The sequence below is a fragment of the Stenotrophomonas sp. 220_Sma genome (assembly GCF_056487375.1).
On the sequence record NZ_CM151348.1, the window covers coordinates 4,453,901 to 4,468,796 of the forward strand.

General features: G+C 66.7%; 16 protein-coding genes. 5 read left to right on the top strand and 11 right to left on the bottom strand.

From position 1 onward, the window contains the following. The first annotated feature begins 30 nt into the window (after positions 1-30). Entirely contained in the window at positions 31-801 is a 771-nt protein-coding gene (locus ACZLIB_RS20765) for a DUF3426 domain-containing protein (protein WP_132810882.1), read from the top strand. 114 nt (positions 802-915) lie between these two features. After that, positions 916-1,191, top strand: a complete 276-nt coding sequence (gene fis, locus ACZLIB_RS20770; RefSeq protein ID WP_005419706.1) for a DNA-binding transcriptional regulator Fis — start codon at positions 916-918, stop codon at positions 1,189-1,191. A 160-nt stretch (positions 1,192-1,351) separates the two neighbouring features. On the opposite strand, the gene ACZLIB_RS20775 is transcribed toward fis, so the two are convergent. From ACZLIB_RS20775 to ACZLIB_RS20800, 6 genes are read right to left on the bottom strand one after another with little or no spacing between them, the layout of a single operon-like run. Continuing rightward, a complete protein-coding gene (locus ACZLIB_RS20775) occupies positions 1,352-2,347 on the bottom strand; it encodes a phosphatidate cytidylyltransferase (protein ID WP_032129555.1) in 996 nt (331 codons plus the stop codon). Continuing rightward, positions 2,344-2,973, bottom strand: coding sequence for a lysophospholipid acyltransferase family protein (locus ACZLIB_RS20780; RefSeq protein WP_005411260.1), 630 nt, complete (start codon positions 2,971-2,973; stop codon positions 2,344-2,346). Before ACZLIB_RS20780 ends, ACZLIB_RS20775 begins: the two co-directional genes overlap by 4 nt. Positions 2,974-2,986: 13 nt before the next feature. Next, on the bottom strand, positions 2,987-3,424 hold the full coding sequence (locus tag ACZLIB_RS20785; RefSeq protein ID WP_032129553.1) for a hypothetical protein: 438 nt from the start codon (positions 3,422-3,424) through the stop codon (positions 2,987-2,989). Continuing rightward, a complete protein-coding gene (locus ACZLIB_RS20790) occupies positions 3,421-4,725 on the bottom strand; it encodes a phosphatase PAP2/dual specificity phosphatase family protein (RefSeq protein ID WP_329913810.1) in 1,305 nt (434 codons plus the stop codon). Before ACZLIB_RS20790 ends, ACZLIB_RS20785 begins: the two co-directional genes overlap by 4 nt. A gap of 23 nt (positions 4,726-4,748) precedes the next feature. Then, positions 4,749-6,500, bottom strand: a complete 1,752-nt coding sequence (locus ACZLIB_RS20795) for a bifunctional alpha/beta hydrolase/class I SAM-dependent methyltransferase (protein ID WP_049401747.1) — start codon at positions 6,498-6,500, stop codon at positions 4,749-4,751. A gap of 34 nt (positions 6,501-6,534) precedes the next feature. Then, positions 6,535-7,152, bottom strand: a complete 618-nt coding sequence (locus tag ACZLIB_RS20800; protein ID WP_049401748.1) for a CDP-alcohol phosphatidyltransferase family protein — start codon at positions 7,150-7,152, stop codon at positions 6,535-6,537. Positions 7,153-7,375: 223 nt separating this feature from the next. On the opposite strand from ACZLIB_RS20800, the gene purH reads away from it, so the two are divergent. Genes purH through purD form a run of 3 tightly spaced genes read left to right on the top strand, consistent with a single transcriptional unit; the run spans position 7,376 to position 11,187 of the window. Further along, entirely contained in the window at positions 7,376-8,959 is a 1,584-nt protein-coding gene (gene purH, locus ACZLIB_RS20805; protein WP_478468612.1) for a bifunctional phosphoribosylaminoimidazolecarboxamide formyltransferase/IMP cyclohydrolase, read from the top strand. Positions 8,960-8,975: 16 nt separating this feature from the next. After that, positions 8,976-9,845, top strand: a complete 870-nt coding sequence (locus ACZLIB_RS20810) for a hypothetical protein (protein ID WP_180847465.1) — start codon at positions 8,976-8,978, stop codon at positions 9,843-9,845. Positions 9,846-9,903: 58 nt separating this feature from the next. Beyond that, a complete protein-coding gene (purD, locus tag ACZLIB_RS20815; RefSeq protein WP_110713938.1) occupies positions 9,904-11,187 on the top strand; it encodes a phosphoribosylamine--glycine ligase in 1,284 nt (427 codons plus the stop codon). 123 nt (positions 11,188-11,310) lie between these two features. Here purD and ACZLIB_RS20820 read toward each other — a convergent pair whose 3' ends face one another. The 5 genes from ACZLIB_RS20820 to ACZLIB_RS20840 all read right to left on the bottom strand — a co-directional run bounded on the left by ACZLIB_RS20820 (position 11,311) and on the right by ACZLIB_RS20840 (position 14,893). Then, on the bottom strand, positions 11,311-11,643 hold the full coding sequence (locus ACZLIB_RS20820; RefSeq protein WP_014038700.1) for a helix-turn-helix domain-containing protein: 333 nt from the start codon (positions 11,641-11,643) through the stop codon (positions 11,311-11,313). Continuing rightward, positions 11,627-11,971 carry a type II toxin-antitoxin system RelE/ParE family toxin gene (locus ACZLIB_RS20825; protein ID WP_239496504.1) on the bottom strand — a complete coding sequence of 115 codons (345 nt, stop codon included), beginning with the start codon at positions 11,969-11,971 and terminating at the stop codon, positions 11,627-11,629. The genes ACZLIB_RS20820 and ACZLIB_RS20825 overlap by 17 nt, the downstream gene beginning before the upstream one ends. 215 nt (positions 11,972-12,186) lie before the next feature. Beyond that, positions 12,187-13,062 (bottom strand): RNA polymerase sigma factor RpoH, encoded by an 876-nt coding sequence (gene rpoH / locus ACZLIB_RS20830; RefSeq protein ID WP_006473441.1) that lies wholly within the window; start codon positions 13,060-13,062, stop codon positions 12,187-12,189. 278 nt (positions 13,063-13,340) lie between these two features. Next, positions 13,341-14,054: a uracil-DNA glycosylase gene (ung, locus tag ACZLIB_RS20835; protein ID WP_110713940.1), complete on the bottom strand. Its 714-nt coding sequence runs from the start codon at positions 14,052-14,054 to the stop codon at positions 13,341-13,343. Then, on the bottom strand, positions 14,051-14,893 hold the full coding sequence (locus ACZLIB_RS20840) for a response regulator (protein WP_005411271.1): 843 nt from the start codon (positions 14,891-14,893) through the stop codon (positions 14,051-14,053). Before ACZLIB_RS20840 ends, ung begins: the two co-directional genes overlap by 4 nt. Between the last annotated feature and the right edge of the window lie 3 nt (positions 14,894-14,896).

Genomic DNA, 14,896 nt, shown 5'->3' on the forward strand with positions numbered 1-14,896 from the left:
GACCGCTGGATCCGAGCCCGCGCCCTGAGCATGTCCGAGCCGAACCCACCGCGCCGTCCCCTGGCCACCTTCCTGCGCACGACGCCGGAGGGTGAGCCTGCGCCTGCGACCGATGCGCGCATGCAGGACGAAGCCGGGCACGCAACGCCCGTGGAGCAGATGCAGGCCGAGCCCATCGACCTGGCACGCCCACCGGCGACAGAGATGCGACACGACGATGACGTTGTCATCGTTGATGAGGCAGCGGCCATCGAGCCGGCGCCGGTCGCGGTGCAGGCAACGGCGGTCGCCAGTGATGCCCCCAGCTTCCTCGGCAGCGCGCGCACGCGCACGCTGCCAACACCCCGCTGGCACTGGCTGCTGGTCGCCGGGCTGGCATTGCTGCTGGTACTGCAGAGCGTGCTGGCCGACCGCGCGCGGCTGGCCGCCGACGCCGGCAACCGCGCATGGCTGGGCACGCTGTGCGGCGTGCTGCGCTGCAGCCTGCCTGCCTGGCACGAGCCCACTGCGTTCACCATGACCAGCCGCGAGATCCGCCCCCTGCCGGGCCAGGCCGGTGTGCTGCAGGTGCAGGCCAGCATCCGCAATGATGCGCGCTGGGCACAGGCGTGGCCGGACCTGCGGTTGTCATTGTCCGATGCCGATGGCCGGGTGATCGGCAGCGGCGTGTTCACGCCCGCGCAGTACCTGGGCGAGAACCCCGGTGCAGCCCTGCTGGAACCGGGCCAGAGCGCGCGCGTCGCCTTCCGGTTGCAGGAGCCCGCTGCGTCCACCGTCGCATTCACCTTCGACTTCCTCTGACCGGGGAGAGGCGACCAGCCGTGGCAGGCCGGGCACGCTCGCGCTAGACTGGCCGCCACCACCTCGTCCGGCCGCGCGCTCCGCGCGCACGGGCCAACCGAATCGGGAACCCCCTTGAACGCTGTCCTTTCTCGTCCTGACAACAGTCGTGGCGCTCCCCGGCCACCGCTGCGTGAACACGTCGCCCAGTCCGTGCGCCGCTACCTGCGTGACCTTGATGGCTGCGATGCGGACGATGTCTACGAGATCGTGCTGCGCGAGATGGAGATTCCGCTGTTCGTGGAAGTGCTCAACCACTGCGAAGGCAACCAGAGCCGCGCCGCCGCGATGCTGGGCATCCACCGTGCCACCCTGCGCAAGAAGCTGAAGGAATACGGCATCAGCGCGTAAGCGCCGATACCCCCTTTGTAGAGTCGAGCCATGCTCGACTGCTTCTGCGCCAGGCAAACCGTGAACGGCAGTCGAGCATGGCTCGACTCTACAGAAGCCGGTCGCCCGTCGCCGCGGCTCCAGTAGATCCACGCCATGCGTGGATGAAGCCCCCGCGGAATCAACCGCCGCCGCCCGCCTTCCAGTAATACCGCACCACATGGAAGAACACCGGCGCGGCGAAGCACACCGAATCCAGTCGGTCGAGCATGCCGCCATGGCCCTCGATCATGTGGCCCCAGTCCTTGATGCCACGATCACGCTTGATCGCCGACATCACCAGGCCGCCCCAGAACCCCATCAGGTTGATCAGCAGCGACAGGCCGAACGCCTGCAGCGGCGTGAACGGGGTGATCCACCACAGCGCCGCCCCCAGCGCGCTGGCACTCAGCACACCGCCCACGAAGCCCTCCACCGTCTTCGACGGCGACAGCTTCGGCGCAATCAGATGCCTGCCCAGCAACTTGCCCCAGATGTACTGCAGCACGTCCGAAGACTGCACCACGATCACCAGGAAGGCGAACAGCAGCACGTTGCGCGACGGGTCATGGCCGGGCACGTGCAGGTTCAGCAGCAGCGGCACATGCGAGATGCAGAACACGCAGATCATCAACCCCCACTGTACCTTCGCGGTCCGCTCCAGGTAGTGCGTGGTGTCACCGCCAATGGTCGACAGGATCGGCAGGAACAGGAACGCATAGACCGGAATCAACAGCGTGTACATGCCGTACCAGTCGATCCAGACCAGGTAGTACTGCCACGGCAGCACGATGTAGAACGCGGCCAGCAGCGCGTAGTAGTCGCCCGAGCGGGTCGGCGCCAGGGTGATGAACTCGCGCAGTGCGAACAGCGAGATGATCGCGAACAGCACGATCACCCCGGCACGACCGAAGAACAGCGCCAGCCCGACCACGATCGCCATCACCCACCACGCGCGGATGCGCGAGACCAGGTTGGCGATCACCGCGCTGGGCTGCCCACGCTGGCGCCAGCGCAATGTCTCGGCCACCAGCGTGGCCAGCACCAGCACGGCACCCACGCCAGCAAACAGCAGGCCGGTCTGCTGGCCGACACTCTGCGTGGCCAGGTCGCCGGACACATCGATCAGGAAGCTCATGCCCTGCCCCCGTTCGGCGCCAGGTCCAGCAGCGCCTGCCGGCTGCGGGCCAGGAAGGCGGCCTTGTCCTCGTCGGCCTGCAGGCGCAGCGGCGTACCGAAGGTGGCCGTGCACAGCAGCGGCAGCGGCAGGAACCGGCCCTTGGGCATCACCCGCTTCAGGTTGTCGATCCACACCGGTACGAATTCCAGCTCCGGGCGTTGCCGTGCCAGGTGATAGATGCCGCTCTTGAACGGCAGCAGCGGCTCATCGCCCACGTTGCGGGTACCTTCCGGAAACAGAATCAGCGAGCAGTCTTCGTCCACCGCATCACGCAGGGCCTGCAGTGGATCCTGCTGGCGATGGCCGGCCTCGCGCTCGACCAGCACGCCGTTGAACACCGCATCGATCAGGTAGCGGCGCAGGCCATCGCGCTGCCAGTATTCGGCCGCGGCCACCGGGCGCACCTGGCGCCGCAGTGCCGGTGGCATCGACGACCAGATCAGCACGAAGTCACCATGGCTGGCGTGGTTGCCGTAATACACGCGCCGCTCGCTGGACGGCGCACAGCCGATCCACAGCGCGCGGGCGCCGGTCACTACATGGATCGCGCCACTGCAGGCGCGCGCAATCAATTCAGCGAACATCGGTCCCTCCCGTTCACGTCTGCGGCCACAACACGGCCAGCACCAGCAGTGCGAACTGCACTGCGGTCAGCAGGTACTGGCGCAGCAGCAGGCGACGCATGCCGGCCCAGCGCGCATCCCAGCCGCGCAGCGGCGCGTCGGGCTGCATGCGGCGCAGGCCACTGGCGTGCAGCAGCTGGTCGGTGCGGCGCGCGGCGGCGTCACCCTCCAGGCCTTCATCGCGCAGCAGCTGCAGCAGGCTGGCATCCAGCGCCACCCGCCACGCGTGGTAGATCTGTGCGATGCCCGCGGCAACACTGAGCAGCAACACGCCGGCGGCAATCATCGCCAGGCCAGGTTCGGTGCCGAGCAGCAGCAGCGCCACCAGCAGCAGGCCCAGCGACAGGCCCGCCGGCCAACGGCCCTGCCGCAGCAGCAGCTGCATGGTCGCCAGATCGGGAACCGTACTCACGTGCGTACTCCCGCTGCAGCAGTGATGGCATGCAGATGCGCCGCGCCCAGCACGACGCCCGGACGTGCCGTGCGCACGATCGCCACCGCGGCATCGGTATCGGTGGCACGACCACTGCGCAACAGCCAGGCCGCCACACTGGCAGCACTGCGCGAATAGCCCAGCGCGCAGCACACCAGCAACGGTCCATGCGCACGCAGCCGCTCGATGACCTCGGCCGCCTCGCGCAACTGGTGCGGCGTGGGCACCACCAGGTCCAGCATCGGCACGCTGGCATACGCCGCGCCCGGTGCACGACAGGACAGTTCGGCACAGGCATCGACCACGCCGACCAAGGGTGCCGGCAATGCAGCGCAGGGAACACGCCCCAGCCATACACCGTCCATCACCGGCACCGGCTGCGGCGCGCGGCGCGTCCACAGCCGCGAATTGATCCAGGCCGCACCCAGGTACGGCGCCAGCAACCAGCGTGCCGCCATGGTCAGGCGACCATCGGCACGCTTCTGGAACACCGCCGTACCGAGCCCCGCATACGCCAACGCCACCAGCAGCAGCGATACCACCGGCCACAGCAGCCACAACGCCGCGCCACGCAGAAGCACCACCGGCACCAGCAATGCAGCGGCCCCCAGCAGGTACAGCGCTGCCAGGCGCCAACGTCTGGCGTCACGCGCGGTGCGCCAGGCACGCAAGGGTGGCGTGCCCTGCTCCGGCCACAGCCAGACACACAGCCAACCGGCCAGCAGGCCGGTCGGGATATCGATGAAATGATGCTGGAATGTGGTCAGCACCGAGACGCCGATCAGCAGCGCCCACACATGCAGTACCCAACGCCACACCCCATGCAGGTACTGCGCGAATTTCACCCACAGCACGATCAGCAACACGATGTGCAGTGATGGCGCCTGGTTGAACGGCTTGTCGAAGCCCAGCAGCACATCGAACAACCAACCGAACACACCGCCGATCTCCGGCCGCTCGAAACTGAAGCGCAGTGGCCACAGCAGGAAGCAGGTCACCGCGATCAACTGTGCACTGAACAACCGCAACGCATGCCGGTCCAGCTCCAACCGTTGCCGGCACAGGAAGAAGGAAACCGCATAGAACAGATCGATCGACCAGTACGGCACGATCGTCCACGGTACGAACGGAATCTGCGTTTCCCATCCGAACGCCATCACCGGCAGTTCGGCATGGCGGCCGGCCATCCAGTTGGCGAAGCCGTAGCTGGCGAAGAAGAACGGACCCAGCAGGGCCAGCCACAGCAGGGCGCGCCGCCAGGGGCGCCCTTCCGCGGCCAGCGGGGATTCGGCGAGCGTCGCCATCACGCGGTCCGGCGCGCCAGCGACACCGTGAAGATGCCGAAGTCGTCGATACGCTGCGCCACCTTCTCGAACCCGGCCAGGCGCACCAGCTCGTCCATTTCCTGCTGGGTACGGCGGCGCATCACCCACGCGGCGCCGCCACGGTGGCTGGTCAGTGCGCGTGCGATGAACTCCAGCTGCGGGTGCCACGGCTGGCCGGTATAGGCCAGGTAGCCGCCCGCCGGCACCGTCGCAGCAATGCCCTGCAGCGAGCGCAGCACCGCATCGTTGTCGGGGAACAGTTCGTACAGGCCCGATACCACGGCCAGCGTCGGTGCTGGATCGACCTTGGCCAGCTGTGCCGGGTCGAACGCATCACCCTGCTCGAAGCGCGCGATGTCGGCCGCCCCCAGGCGCTCGATCAAGGCCTGACCCTGGGTGACGTTCAGATCACTGAAGTCGCGCAGCACGATGCGCTCGGCGCGCTGTTCGCCCTGGCCCAGCGCTTCCAGCACGTAGCGGCCATGGCCGGCGGCCACGTCCAGCACGCGCACCGGCGTGCCCTGCCCGCGCAGGCGCTGGGCAGCGTCGCGCAGCAGTTCCTGCAGGTGCTGGCCGCGAATGCGGATGCCGCGCCAGCCGATCGCATCCAGATAGTTGCGATCGACCATGCGCCCCAACGGGCCCTTGCCGCGCGCCTCATCGCGATAGATGTAGTCGAGCGTGCTGCCCGAATCGAATCCGGTCTGCAGGCCCAGCGCGATGCCTTCGGACAACGTTCCGCCGAAGCGCAGGCCGCCACGTACCACGCGCCAGCGCAGGTCGGCCAGGCTGTTGCGTTCCGGTGGCCAGGCCAGGATCTCCGATTCTTCGAAAGTCGGCCCATGGCGGTGCGCATCGCGCCGCGACAGTTCGCGCAGCGGCTCGGCGAAACGTGCCTGGATGAAACTGCGGATACGCGCCAGCGCCGGCGCCCGATCGCGCTCGCCCAGCGTGTCGTGGAAGAAGCCCGGCAGATGCACGCGCTCCTTGATCGGGCTGGACAGGCGCTCGTAGAAGCGGTCCTGCGGGCCACGGTGCACCACGAAATCCGAGCCGGACACCAGCAGCTGCACCGGCACGCTGATCGCCTGCGCATCGGCAACGATGCGGTCAGCCGCTTCGTACAGGCCCAGCAACACGCGCACCGAGATCGGCCGGGTGATCAGCGGATCGGTGCGGTAGCTTTCCACCCGCGCCGGATCGTGGGTCAGCCACTGCGGCTTGACGTAGCTGTTGACGAAGAAATTGCCGCGCAGCTTCTGCATCAAGGCCAGGCCCGGGCGTGCGAACGGCACGTACAGCTTCACCTTGAACGCCGGCGAAGCCATCACCAGCGCGCGCAGGCGCGGCGCGTAGTCGTGCACCCAGGTGGCGGCGACCACCGCCCCCACGCTCTGTGCGATCACCACGATGTCTTCCACCGCGATGCCATGCTCGGCGCCGATGTGGGCGATGAAGCTGTCCAGATCACGCACCAGCGCCGGGAAGCCCGGGGCATCGCCACGTGCGCCGGGCGAACGGCCATTACCGCGTGCATCCCAGGCGAAGAAGGCGGTGTCGGGCAGGTCCAGCTCATCGACCAGGTGGGTGACCCGGCCAGAATGTTCATGGCCGCGATGCAGCAGCACGACAGCCTTGGTGGCTGGGGTCGCGGTGGTGCTCGCCCAGTACCGGTAGAACAGCGGTACCTGGTCGAAGCTGTGGAATTCCCGTTCCTGCGCCTGACGCATGCAATCTCCTGATTGTCTTTTTGTATCTGCTTGATTAATTCGGCGAAACCGCCGCTTCCCGCAGTCCGCGACGGACGCGATTGATCATCGTCAGCACGCACAGCACCGCCATGGCCGCGGCCACGCCAGTGACAGTCATCGCAGCCCCCCAGCCGAACGCCAGCAGCAGGCCCAGCACGCCGATGACGAACGCGCGGTCGCTCTTGCCCATCGGGCCGTCATAGCGGCGGTTGGCACCGACCATCAGCCCCAGCACGCCGGCGTACTCGCTCAGGGCCGCCGTCCAGGCCAGCAGCCACAGCGCTTCCGGGCGCACGCCCGGCACGCTGAGCAGGCTCAGGTACAGCGCCGCGTCGGCGATCACATCGCACAGCTCGTTCAGATAGGCGCCCAGCCTCGACTGCTGGCCGAACTCGCGGGCCAGCATGCCGTCCACCGCGTTGAGTGCCATGCGCAGCAGCATCCACAGCGGCAGCAGCAGGTACAGCAGGGGCTGGGCCGGCGCGCAGCACCACACGGCGGCAGCCACCAGCAGCGAGACCACGGCGGCGGCCACGGTCACCGTATTGGCGGTGATCCCCATGCGGTACAGACCGCGTACGGCTGGACGCAACAGGTCCTGGAAACGTCCTTTCAATGCATAGATCGACATGATCCGTACCCGCTGATCCTTGGCAGTGCGGGCACAGCCTACCCCATCGTCGGCAGATTCCGACAACCCGGCTCCGGTCCACAGCCCAGCCCCCGGACCGGTCCGGATCGATGTGCCCGACCCGGCCTTACGTCGATTGCCATGGCAAATTGCCCCTTCCAGCGCCCGCCACCGGCCCCCACCGCCTACAATATCGGCCCCGCTCCGCTGCCGATTCTGTCCCATGACTGCTGATCTGTTGCCCGTCCGCCGGGCCCTCCTCTCCGTTTCCGACAAGACCGGCCTGGCCGAGCTGGCCACCGCGCTGGCTGCACGCGGCGTGGAGCTGCTGTCCACCGGCGGCACCGCCAAGGCCATTCGCGACATGGGCCTGGCCGTGAAGGACGTGGCCGACGTCACCGGCTTCCCGGAAATGATGGATGGCCGGGTCAAGACCCTGCACCCGATGGTGCACGGCGGCCTGCTGGGCCGTTCGGGCCTGGATGATGCGGTGATGGCCGAGCACGGCATCGGCGCCATCGACCTGCTGGTGCTGAACCTGTACCCGTTCGAGTCGGTCACCGCCAAGGCCGATTGCACCCTGGCCGACGCGGTCGAGAACATCGACATCGGCGGCCCGGCCATGCTGCGCTCGGCGGCCAAGAACTTCGCCCGCGTGGCGGTGTCCACCGATCCGTCGCAGTACGCCGAGCTGCTGGCCTCGCTGGACGCCAACGACGGCCAGCTGTCGGCCGCCACCCGCTTCGCGTTCTCGGTGGCCGCGTTCAACCGCGTCGCCCAGTACGATGCCGCGATCAGCAACTACCTGTCGGCGGTCACCGCCACCGACGCCGCCGTACCGGCACGTGCCGAGTACCCGGCGCAGATGAACTCCACCTTCGTGAAGGTGATGGACCTGCGCTACGGCGAGAACCCGCACCAGAGCGGCGCGTTCTACCGCGACCTGTACCCGGTGCCGGGCACGCTGGCGACCTTCCAGCAGCTGCAGGGCAAGGAACTGAGCTACAACAACCTGGCCGATGCCGACGCGGCGTGGGAATGCGTGCGCCAGTTCGATGCACCGGCCTGCGTCATCGTCAAGCACGCCAACCCGTGCGGCGTGGCCGTCGGTGCCGGCAACGGCGACGCCTACGAGCTGGCCTACGCCACCGACCCGACCAGCGCCTTCGGCGGCATCATCGCCTTCAACAAGCCGCTGGACGCCGCCACTGCCAAGGTGATCCTGGACCGCCAGTTCGTGGAAGTGCTGATTGCCCCGGACTACGAGCCGGCCGCGCTGGAATACGCACAGAAGAAAGCCAACGTGCGCGTGCTGCGCATCCCGCACGGCGATGGCCTGAACAACTTCGACAGCAAGCGCGTCGGCTCGGGTCTGCTGCTGCAGTCCTCGGACAACCGCGGCATGACCCGCGACGAACTGAAGGTGGTCAGCAAGCTGGCGCCGACCGACAAGCAGTTCACCGACCTGCTGTTCGCCTGGAAGGTGGCCAAGTTCGTAAAGTCCAACGCGATCGTCTATGCCAAGGACAACCGCACCATCGGTGTCGGTGCCGGCCAGATGAGCCGCGTTTACTCGGCCCGCATCGCCGGCATCAAGGCCGCCGACGCGAACCTGGTGGTCGAAGGTTCGGTGATGGCCTCCGATGCGTTCTTCCCGTTCCGCGACGGCATCGATGCCGCTGCCGCCGCCGGCATCAAGGCGGTCATCCAGCCGGGCGGTTCGATGCGCGATGCCGAAGTGATCGCCGCCGCCGACGAACATGGCGTGGCCATGGTGTTCACCGGCGTGCGCCACTTCCGCCATTGATCCTGGAGCGACACGGATGTCCACAGTTTCAATGAAATCGCTGGCCGCCCTCGCCCTCGCGGGTGCGGCCATGCTGGCGGGCTGCAAGCCTGCCGGCGAGCCCAGCGTGGCGCCGAAGGTGGATGCGCCTGCAGTGACCCCCGCCTCACCGGCGCAGCATGTCAGCCGCACCGCACGACTGCAGGCTTTCCTGGTCCAGCGCTACGGCAGCAACGCCAAGCTCTCCGCTGAATGGCGCGGCAGCTGGACCGACGATGGCGACACCCATGCGGTGGACTGGCAGGTCTGCGCGGAACAACCGGTGGTGAGCGGAGACAGCTGGCAGCAGTTGTTGGCCGTGTGCGGTGCGCTGGTCGATGGCGCGCACATCGACCCGGGAACGATCGAGTTCTTCGTGCTGCGCCCCAAGGGCGATGGCTTCGAGGTGACCAGCGAACTGACCGGCGAGCGCTTCGGTAGCGGCGGCCAGCCCGGCACCGCCAGCATCATCCGCGCCGGCAGTGACTTCTATGGTTTCCGCGTCGAGGACGGCTGGTTCGGGCAGGGTTTCTCGCTGCTCTCGCAGTCGCTGATCCTGCCGGGCCCGAACGGCCTGGTGGCCAGTGGCAGCGTGCGCAGCCATATCGACAATGACGCCCAGTACGAGTGCGACGCCAGCACCGACCCCGACACGGCCAACGACTGCCGCACCCGCCGTTTCAGCATCGATTTCGCACTGCGTTTCGACGACAGCGACCGCAGCGCGCGGGTCTGGCCGCTGCTGATCGAAGAAACCGGAACCACCTGTGGCGGCAAGCAGGTCCGGCAGCAGCACCGCTTCACCCTGGACCCGAAGACCTGGGCCTATTCCTTCCCCGAATCGCTGCGACGCGAAGGCTGCGAGTGAAGCACGCGCGCCGCCGGGGATATCGATCTTCCCTTCCCACGCAATCTGGAATCTCGTGATGAACGTACTTGTCATCGGCTCTGGCGGCCGCGAACACGCCCTGGCATGGAAGCTGGCCCAGTCCTCCCGTGTCACCGAAGTGATCGTGGCGCCCGGCAACGCCGGCACCGCCAGCGAAGACAAGTGCCGCAACGTGGCGGTCAAGGTTACCGATATCGACGGCCTGCTGGCGCTGGCACAGGCCGAAGGCGTGGCGCTGACCGTGGTCGGCCCGGAAGTACCGCTGGTGGCCGGCGTGGTCGACCGCTTCCGCGCCGCCGGCCTGCGCATCTTCGGGCCGACCGCCGCTGCCGCGCAGCTGGAAGGCAGCAAGGCCTACGCCAAGGACTTCCTGGCCCGCCACAACATCCCCACCGCGTTCTACGCCGTGCACACCGACGTGGACGCCGCCCTGGCCTACATCCGCGAGAAGGGCGCACCGATCGTGGTCAAGGCCGATGGCCTGGCCGCCGGCAAGGGCGTGATCGTCGCAATGACCCTGGCCGAAGCCGAAGACGCGGTGCGTGACATGCTCTCCGGCAACGCGTTCGGCGATGCCGGTGCACGTGTGGTGATCGAGGAATTCCTCGACGGCGAGGAAGCCAGCTTCATTTCGATGGTGGACGGCGTGCATGCGCTGCCGATGGCCACCTCGCAGGACCACAAGCGCGTCGGCGACGGCGATACCGGCCCCAACACCGGCGGCATGGGCGCCTATTCGCCGGCCCCGGTGGTGACGCCGGAGGTGCATGCCCGCGTGATGCGCGAGGTGGTGAACCCGACCGTGCAGGGCATGATCGCCGACGGCATCCCGTTCACCGGCTTCCTCTACGCCGGCCTGATGATCGATGCCAGCGGCGCGCCGAAGGTGATCGAATTCAACGTGCGCTTCGGCGATCCGGAAACCCAGCCAGTGATGCTGCGGCTGCAGTCAGACCTGGTGGAGCTGGTGGAAGCCGCCATCGACGGCCGCCTGGACCAGGTGGAAGCGCACTGGGATGCACGCCCGTCGCTGGGCGTGGTGCTGGCCGCCAGGCCGTACCCGGAATCGCCGATCACCGGCGACGTGATTTCCGGCCTGGACGACGTGCCGGCCAGTGCCAAGGTGTTCCATGCCGGCACCACGCTGGACGCACAGGGCCAGGTGGTCAGTGCCGGCGGCCGCGTGCTGTGCGTGGCGGCGCTGGGCGACAGCGTGCGCGACGCGCAGGCCAATGCCTATGCCGGCGTGGCCAAGGTCAGCTGGGCCAACGAATTCCACCGCAACGACATCGGCTGGCGCGCGATCGCACGCGAAGGCTGAGGCCCACGCGATAGCAGAGCAGCCACGCATGGCGTGGCTCTACTGGAATCAGCAGTAGATCCACGCCGTGCGTGGATTGAACACCTCGGAAAAGCAAAGGCCCGGCAGAACCGGGCCTTTGCTTTACAGGACTGCTTCGAGTCCCTTCCGATCAATCAGGTTCAGCAACTTCAGTGATGGTCCGCTGGGCTTCTTCTCGCCCTGTTCCCAGCTGCGTACGGTGGAAACGCTGGTATTGAGAACTCCAGCAAAGACCGGCTGACTGAGCTGTAATGACGCACGCAGGGCACGGATCTGGGCACTGCTGTATTCAGGGACCGGCTCAAGGCAAAGCGCTTCGTAGCTGCTCAACCGACGCTTATCGATGAAGCCATGTGCGTGCAGACTCACAGCCGCATCATGCACCGCCTCAAGAAGCGCACTTTTCGCGCGCCGTCGCTCAGGGGTCTTCGTCATGGCTGATCTCCTGTAGATCCCCGTACTGCACGGCACGATTCAGCTGCGCCGTACTCATTTTCAAGAACTCCGATGCGTACAGCTGCAGCGCATCGCGTTCCGCATTCGTGATTGCAGCACGTTCATTCTTCTCGTAGCCGAAAAGGAAGAACCAATGCCCGCCTCGCTGTGTGGCGACGATGGTTCGGACGCTCCCACGCTTTCCTCGCCCCGGCAAGGCAACGCGCTTCTTGAAGATTCCGCCGCCAAGATCAGCATCCACCAGACCCCCTTCCATTTCACGTACCGACCGGTACAGCGCAGCGTCGGACAGGGTGGTCCTGCGCATGCTGCGATTGAAACTTCGTGTGCGGAAGACGCGTGGCATGATCATACCGTGCCACTGCGTGGTACGGCGTGAACATCAGCATCCAGCACATGATCCGGTCGGCGCAATCACCGCTTTGGCGTCAGACTAGAGCCACGCCATGCGTGGATGAGAACGCCACCAAAAAGAAAAAGCCCGGCATTGCCGGGCCCTTCTTCAATCCAGCGCCACCCCGCTTACGCGGTGAACAGCGCCTTCATCTTCTTCAGCGCATTCGCTTCAACCTGGCGGATGCGCTCGGCCGACACGCCGTATTCGTCAGCCAGTTCCTGCAGCGTCACCTTGCTGTCCGCATCCAGCCAGCGACGGCGGATGATGTCGCGCGAGCGGGCGTCCAGCTCGGCCAGGCCTTCGCGCAGCAGCTGCATCTGGTTGTCTTCGCTGTCAGCACGTTCGTAGGCCATCGACGGGTCTTCGTCGTTGGCGACCAGGAACGCGGCCGGCGACGGCGGCGCGTGCTCGTTGTCCTCATCGGTCGGCGCATCGAAACCGATATCGCGACCTGACAGGCGCGACTCCATTTCCATGACCTCGCGCTCGGACACGTTCAGGTCCTTGGCCACCGCGCTCACTTCAGCCGCGTTCATCCAGCCCAGGCGCGTCTTCGACTTGCGCAGGTTGAAGAACAGCTTGCGCTGCGCCTTGGTGGTGGCGACCTTCACGATGCGCCAGTTCTTCAGGATGAACTCGTGCATCTCGGCACGGATCCAGTGCACGGCGAAGGAGACCAGGCGCACGCCCATGTCCGGGTCGAAGCGCTTGACCGCCTTCATCAGGCCGATGTTGCCTTCCTGGATCAGGTCACCCAGGGCAAGGCCGTAGCCGTTGTAACCGCGGGCCACGTGCACCACGAAGCGCAGGTGCGAATGCACCAGCTCGCGGGCGGCGTCCAGATCGTTGCCGTCGCGGAAGCGACGGGCCAGGTCCTGTTCGTCATCGACCGACAGCACCGGAATCTGGTGCACGGCACCGATGTAGGCGTCCAGCGAACCGAGCGCACTGGGAATCGGGAGATTGTTTGCCACAAGGGCAGTAGAGGTGTTCTGGCTCATAGGCACCCATCTTAGCAGTCCGGCATTTGGACTGCTAAAGGAGGAAAAAGTTCCAGCATCCCATTGATGCAACACTGGTCCCAAACAGAGCCCTACCGTAGCGCGATTTGATGACAGTGGCGAGCACGCTTTTCGGGATTCACAATCCCTTGGAATTCAAGCAATTACCTACTGGAAACCGGCCGATTCCGGTCAAGCGGAGCTGAACGGGCCTTCCGCAGGACCCATTCAGGCCCGGAAACGTTGCTCGGCGTTCAGCCCCGATCACCCGCCGGCGGTCAGAGCGCCGAGCGTGGCGGCAGCGACCAGTCGATCGGGGCCTGGCTGCGGCGCTGCAGGTACTCGTTGGCCATCGAGAAATGCCGGCAGCCGAGGAAGCCACGATGGGCCGACAGCGGCGACGGATGCGGCGACTTCAGCACGCGATGGCGGCGGGTATCAATGACCTTGCCCTTCTGCTGCGCATACGCGCCCCAGAGCATGAACACCAGGCCTTCGCGTTCGCGGTTGAGCACATCCACCACGTGGTCGGTGAAGCCTTCCCAGCCCCGGCCCTGGTGCGCACCGGCCTTGCCCTCCTCCACCGTCAGCACCGCATTGAGCAGCAGCACGCCCCGCTGCGCCCACGGGATCAGGCAGCCGTGGTCCGGACGCGGGATACCGAGATCGCTCTCGATCTCCTTGTAGATATTCAGCAGCGACGGCGGCACCGGCACGCCCGGCGCCACCGAGAAGCTCAGGCCATGCGCCTGGCCGCGGCCGTGGTACGGGTCCTGGCCGAGGATCACCACCTTCACCTGCTCGAACGGCGTGGCATCGAACGCAGCGAAGATCTGCGGCCCAGGCGGGAACACCGCCGCGCCACTGGCCTTGCGCTGGCGCAGGAAGCTGGACAGCTCGCGCATCTGCGGCTGCAACAGGTAATCGCCGACATGCTGCTTCCAGCTCGGTTCCAGCTGGATCGTCGGGGTGTCGGCTGCTTCATCCATCATCGAATCAGGGGTCCATCGTTCAATCGGGCCAGCCGCAGCTGGAACAGCACCTTGGTGACCAGCAGCCGTTCTTCGATCGGCTTCAGCACCAGGTCGTTGGCACCGGACTGCAGCAGCCCGGTCTGGTTGTGCGGATTGCCGTCGCCAGTCATCACCAGCACCGGCAGGCGGCGCTTGCCGTAGCCGAAGTCCACGCGCACCCGCTGCACCACGTCGCGGCCGCTCAGTTCGCCCTTCAGGGTAACGTCGGTCAGCACCAGGTCGATGCGGTGGCGGCTGCGGCCCAGCGACTCGGCGGTGAGCAGGGTGAACGCTTCTTCGGCGCTGACCACGTGCAGCACGTTCAACTGCTGGCGTTCCAGCATGCGCTTGGTGGCCTCGGCGACCACGCGACTGTCCTCGATATAGAGGATGGTGGCGCCGGGAATGGTCTGCGGCTGCACATAGCCGCGGATGAAGGTCGCCAGTGCCTCGTGGCCCAGCGCCTTGTCGAAATAGTCGGTGACGTACTCGGTGAAGCGGCGCTGCTCCAGGTGCTGCTGGGCATCGCCGGAGACCACGATCACCGGCACATAGGCCTGGCCTGCGGCTTCGCGGACCATCCGCGCCAGCGCCAGGCCGTCGCCATCACGCAGGGTCAGCGAGGTGGTCACCAGATCCACCGGCCCCTGTGCCAGCGCCTGCTGTGCGTCCTCGATGCTGTCGCAGCCGATCACCTCCACGCCCGGCAGGTCACGCTGCAGGACGTCGGCGATCAGCTTGCGCACCAGCTTTGACCCATCGACCACCATCACCCGCGTCGCGGGCCCTTCAAGGTGCTTCAGCGCTTGCGGTTGCATGCC

Excerpts from the sequence above, each read along its gene's own strand:
- ACZLIB_RS20765 (WP_132810882.1), top strand. The coding sequence starts at position 31 with ATGTCCGAGCCGAACCCACCGCGCCGTCCCCTGGCCACCTTCCTGCGC.
- ACZLIB_RS20775 (WP_032129555.1), bottom strand. The coding sequence starts at position 2,347 with ATGAGCTTCCTGATCGATGTGTCCGGCGACCTGGCCACGCAGAGTGTC.
- ACZLIB_RS20780 (WP_005411260.1), bottom strand. The coding sequence starts at position 2,973 with ATGTTCGCTGAATTGATTGCGCGCGCCTGCAGTGGCGCGATCCATGTA.
- ACZLIB_RS20795 (WP_049401747.1), bottom strand. The coding sequence starts at position 6,500 with ATGCGTCAGGCGCAGGAACGGGAATTCCACAGCTTCGACCAGGTACCG.
- ACZLIB_RS20800 (WP_049401748.1), bottom strand. The coding sequence starts at position 7,152 with ATGTCGATCTATGCATTGAAAGGACGTTTCCAGGACCTGTTGCGTCCA.
- purH (WP_478468612.1), top strand. The coding sequence starts at position 7,376 with ATGACTGCTGATCTGTTGCCCGTCCGCCGGGCCCTCCTCTCCGTTTCC.
- ACZLIB_RS20810 (WP_180847465.1), top strand. The coding sequence starts at position 8,976 with ATGTCCACAGTTTCAATGAAATCGCTGGCCGCCCTCGCCCTCGCGGGT.
- purD (WP_110713938.1), top strand. The coding sequence starts at position 9,904 with ATGAACGTACTTGTCATCGGCTCTGGCGGCCGCGAACACGCCCTGGCA.
- ACZLIB_RS20820 (WP_014038700.1), bottom strand. The coding sequence starts at position 11,643 with ATGACGAAGACCCCTGAGCGACGGCGCGCGAAAAGTGCGCTTCTTGAG.
- ACZLIB_RS20825 (WP_239496504.1), bottom strand. The coding sequence starts at position 11,971 with ATGCGCAGGACCACCCTGTCCGACGCTGCGCTGTACCGGTCGGTACGT.
- rpoH (WP_006473441.1), bottom strand. The coding sequence starts at position 13,062 with ATGAGCCAGAACACCTCTACTGCCCTTGTGGCAAACAATCTCCCGATT.
- ung (WP_110713940.1), bottom strand. The coding sequence starts at position 14,054 with ATGATGGATGAAGCAGCCGACACCCCGACGATCCAGCTGGAACCGAGC.
- ACZLIB_RS20840 (WP_005411271.1), bottom strand. The coding sequence starts at position 14,893 with ATGCAACCGCAAGCGCTGAAGCACCTTGAAGGGCCCGCGACGCGGGTG.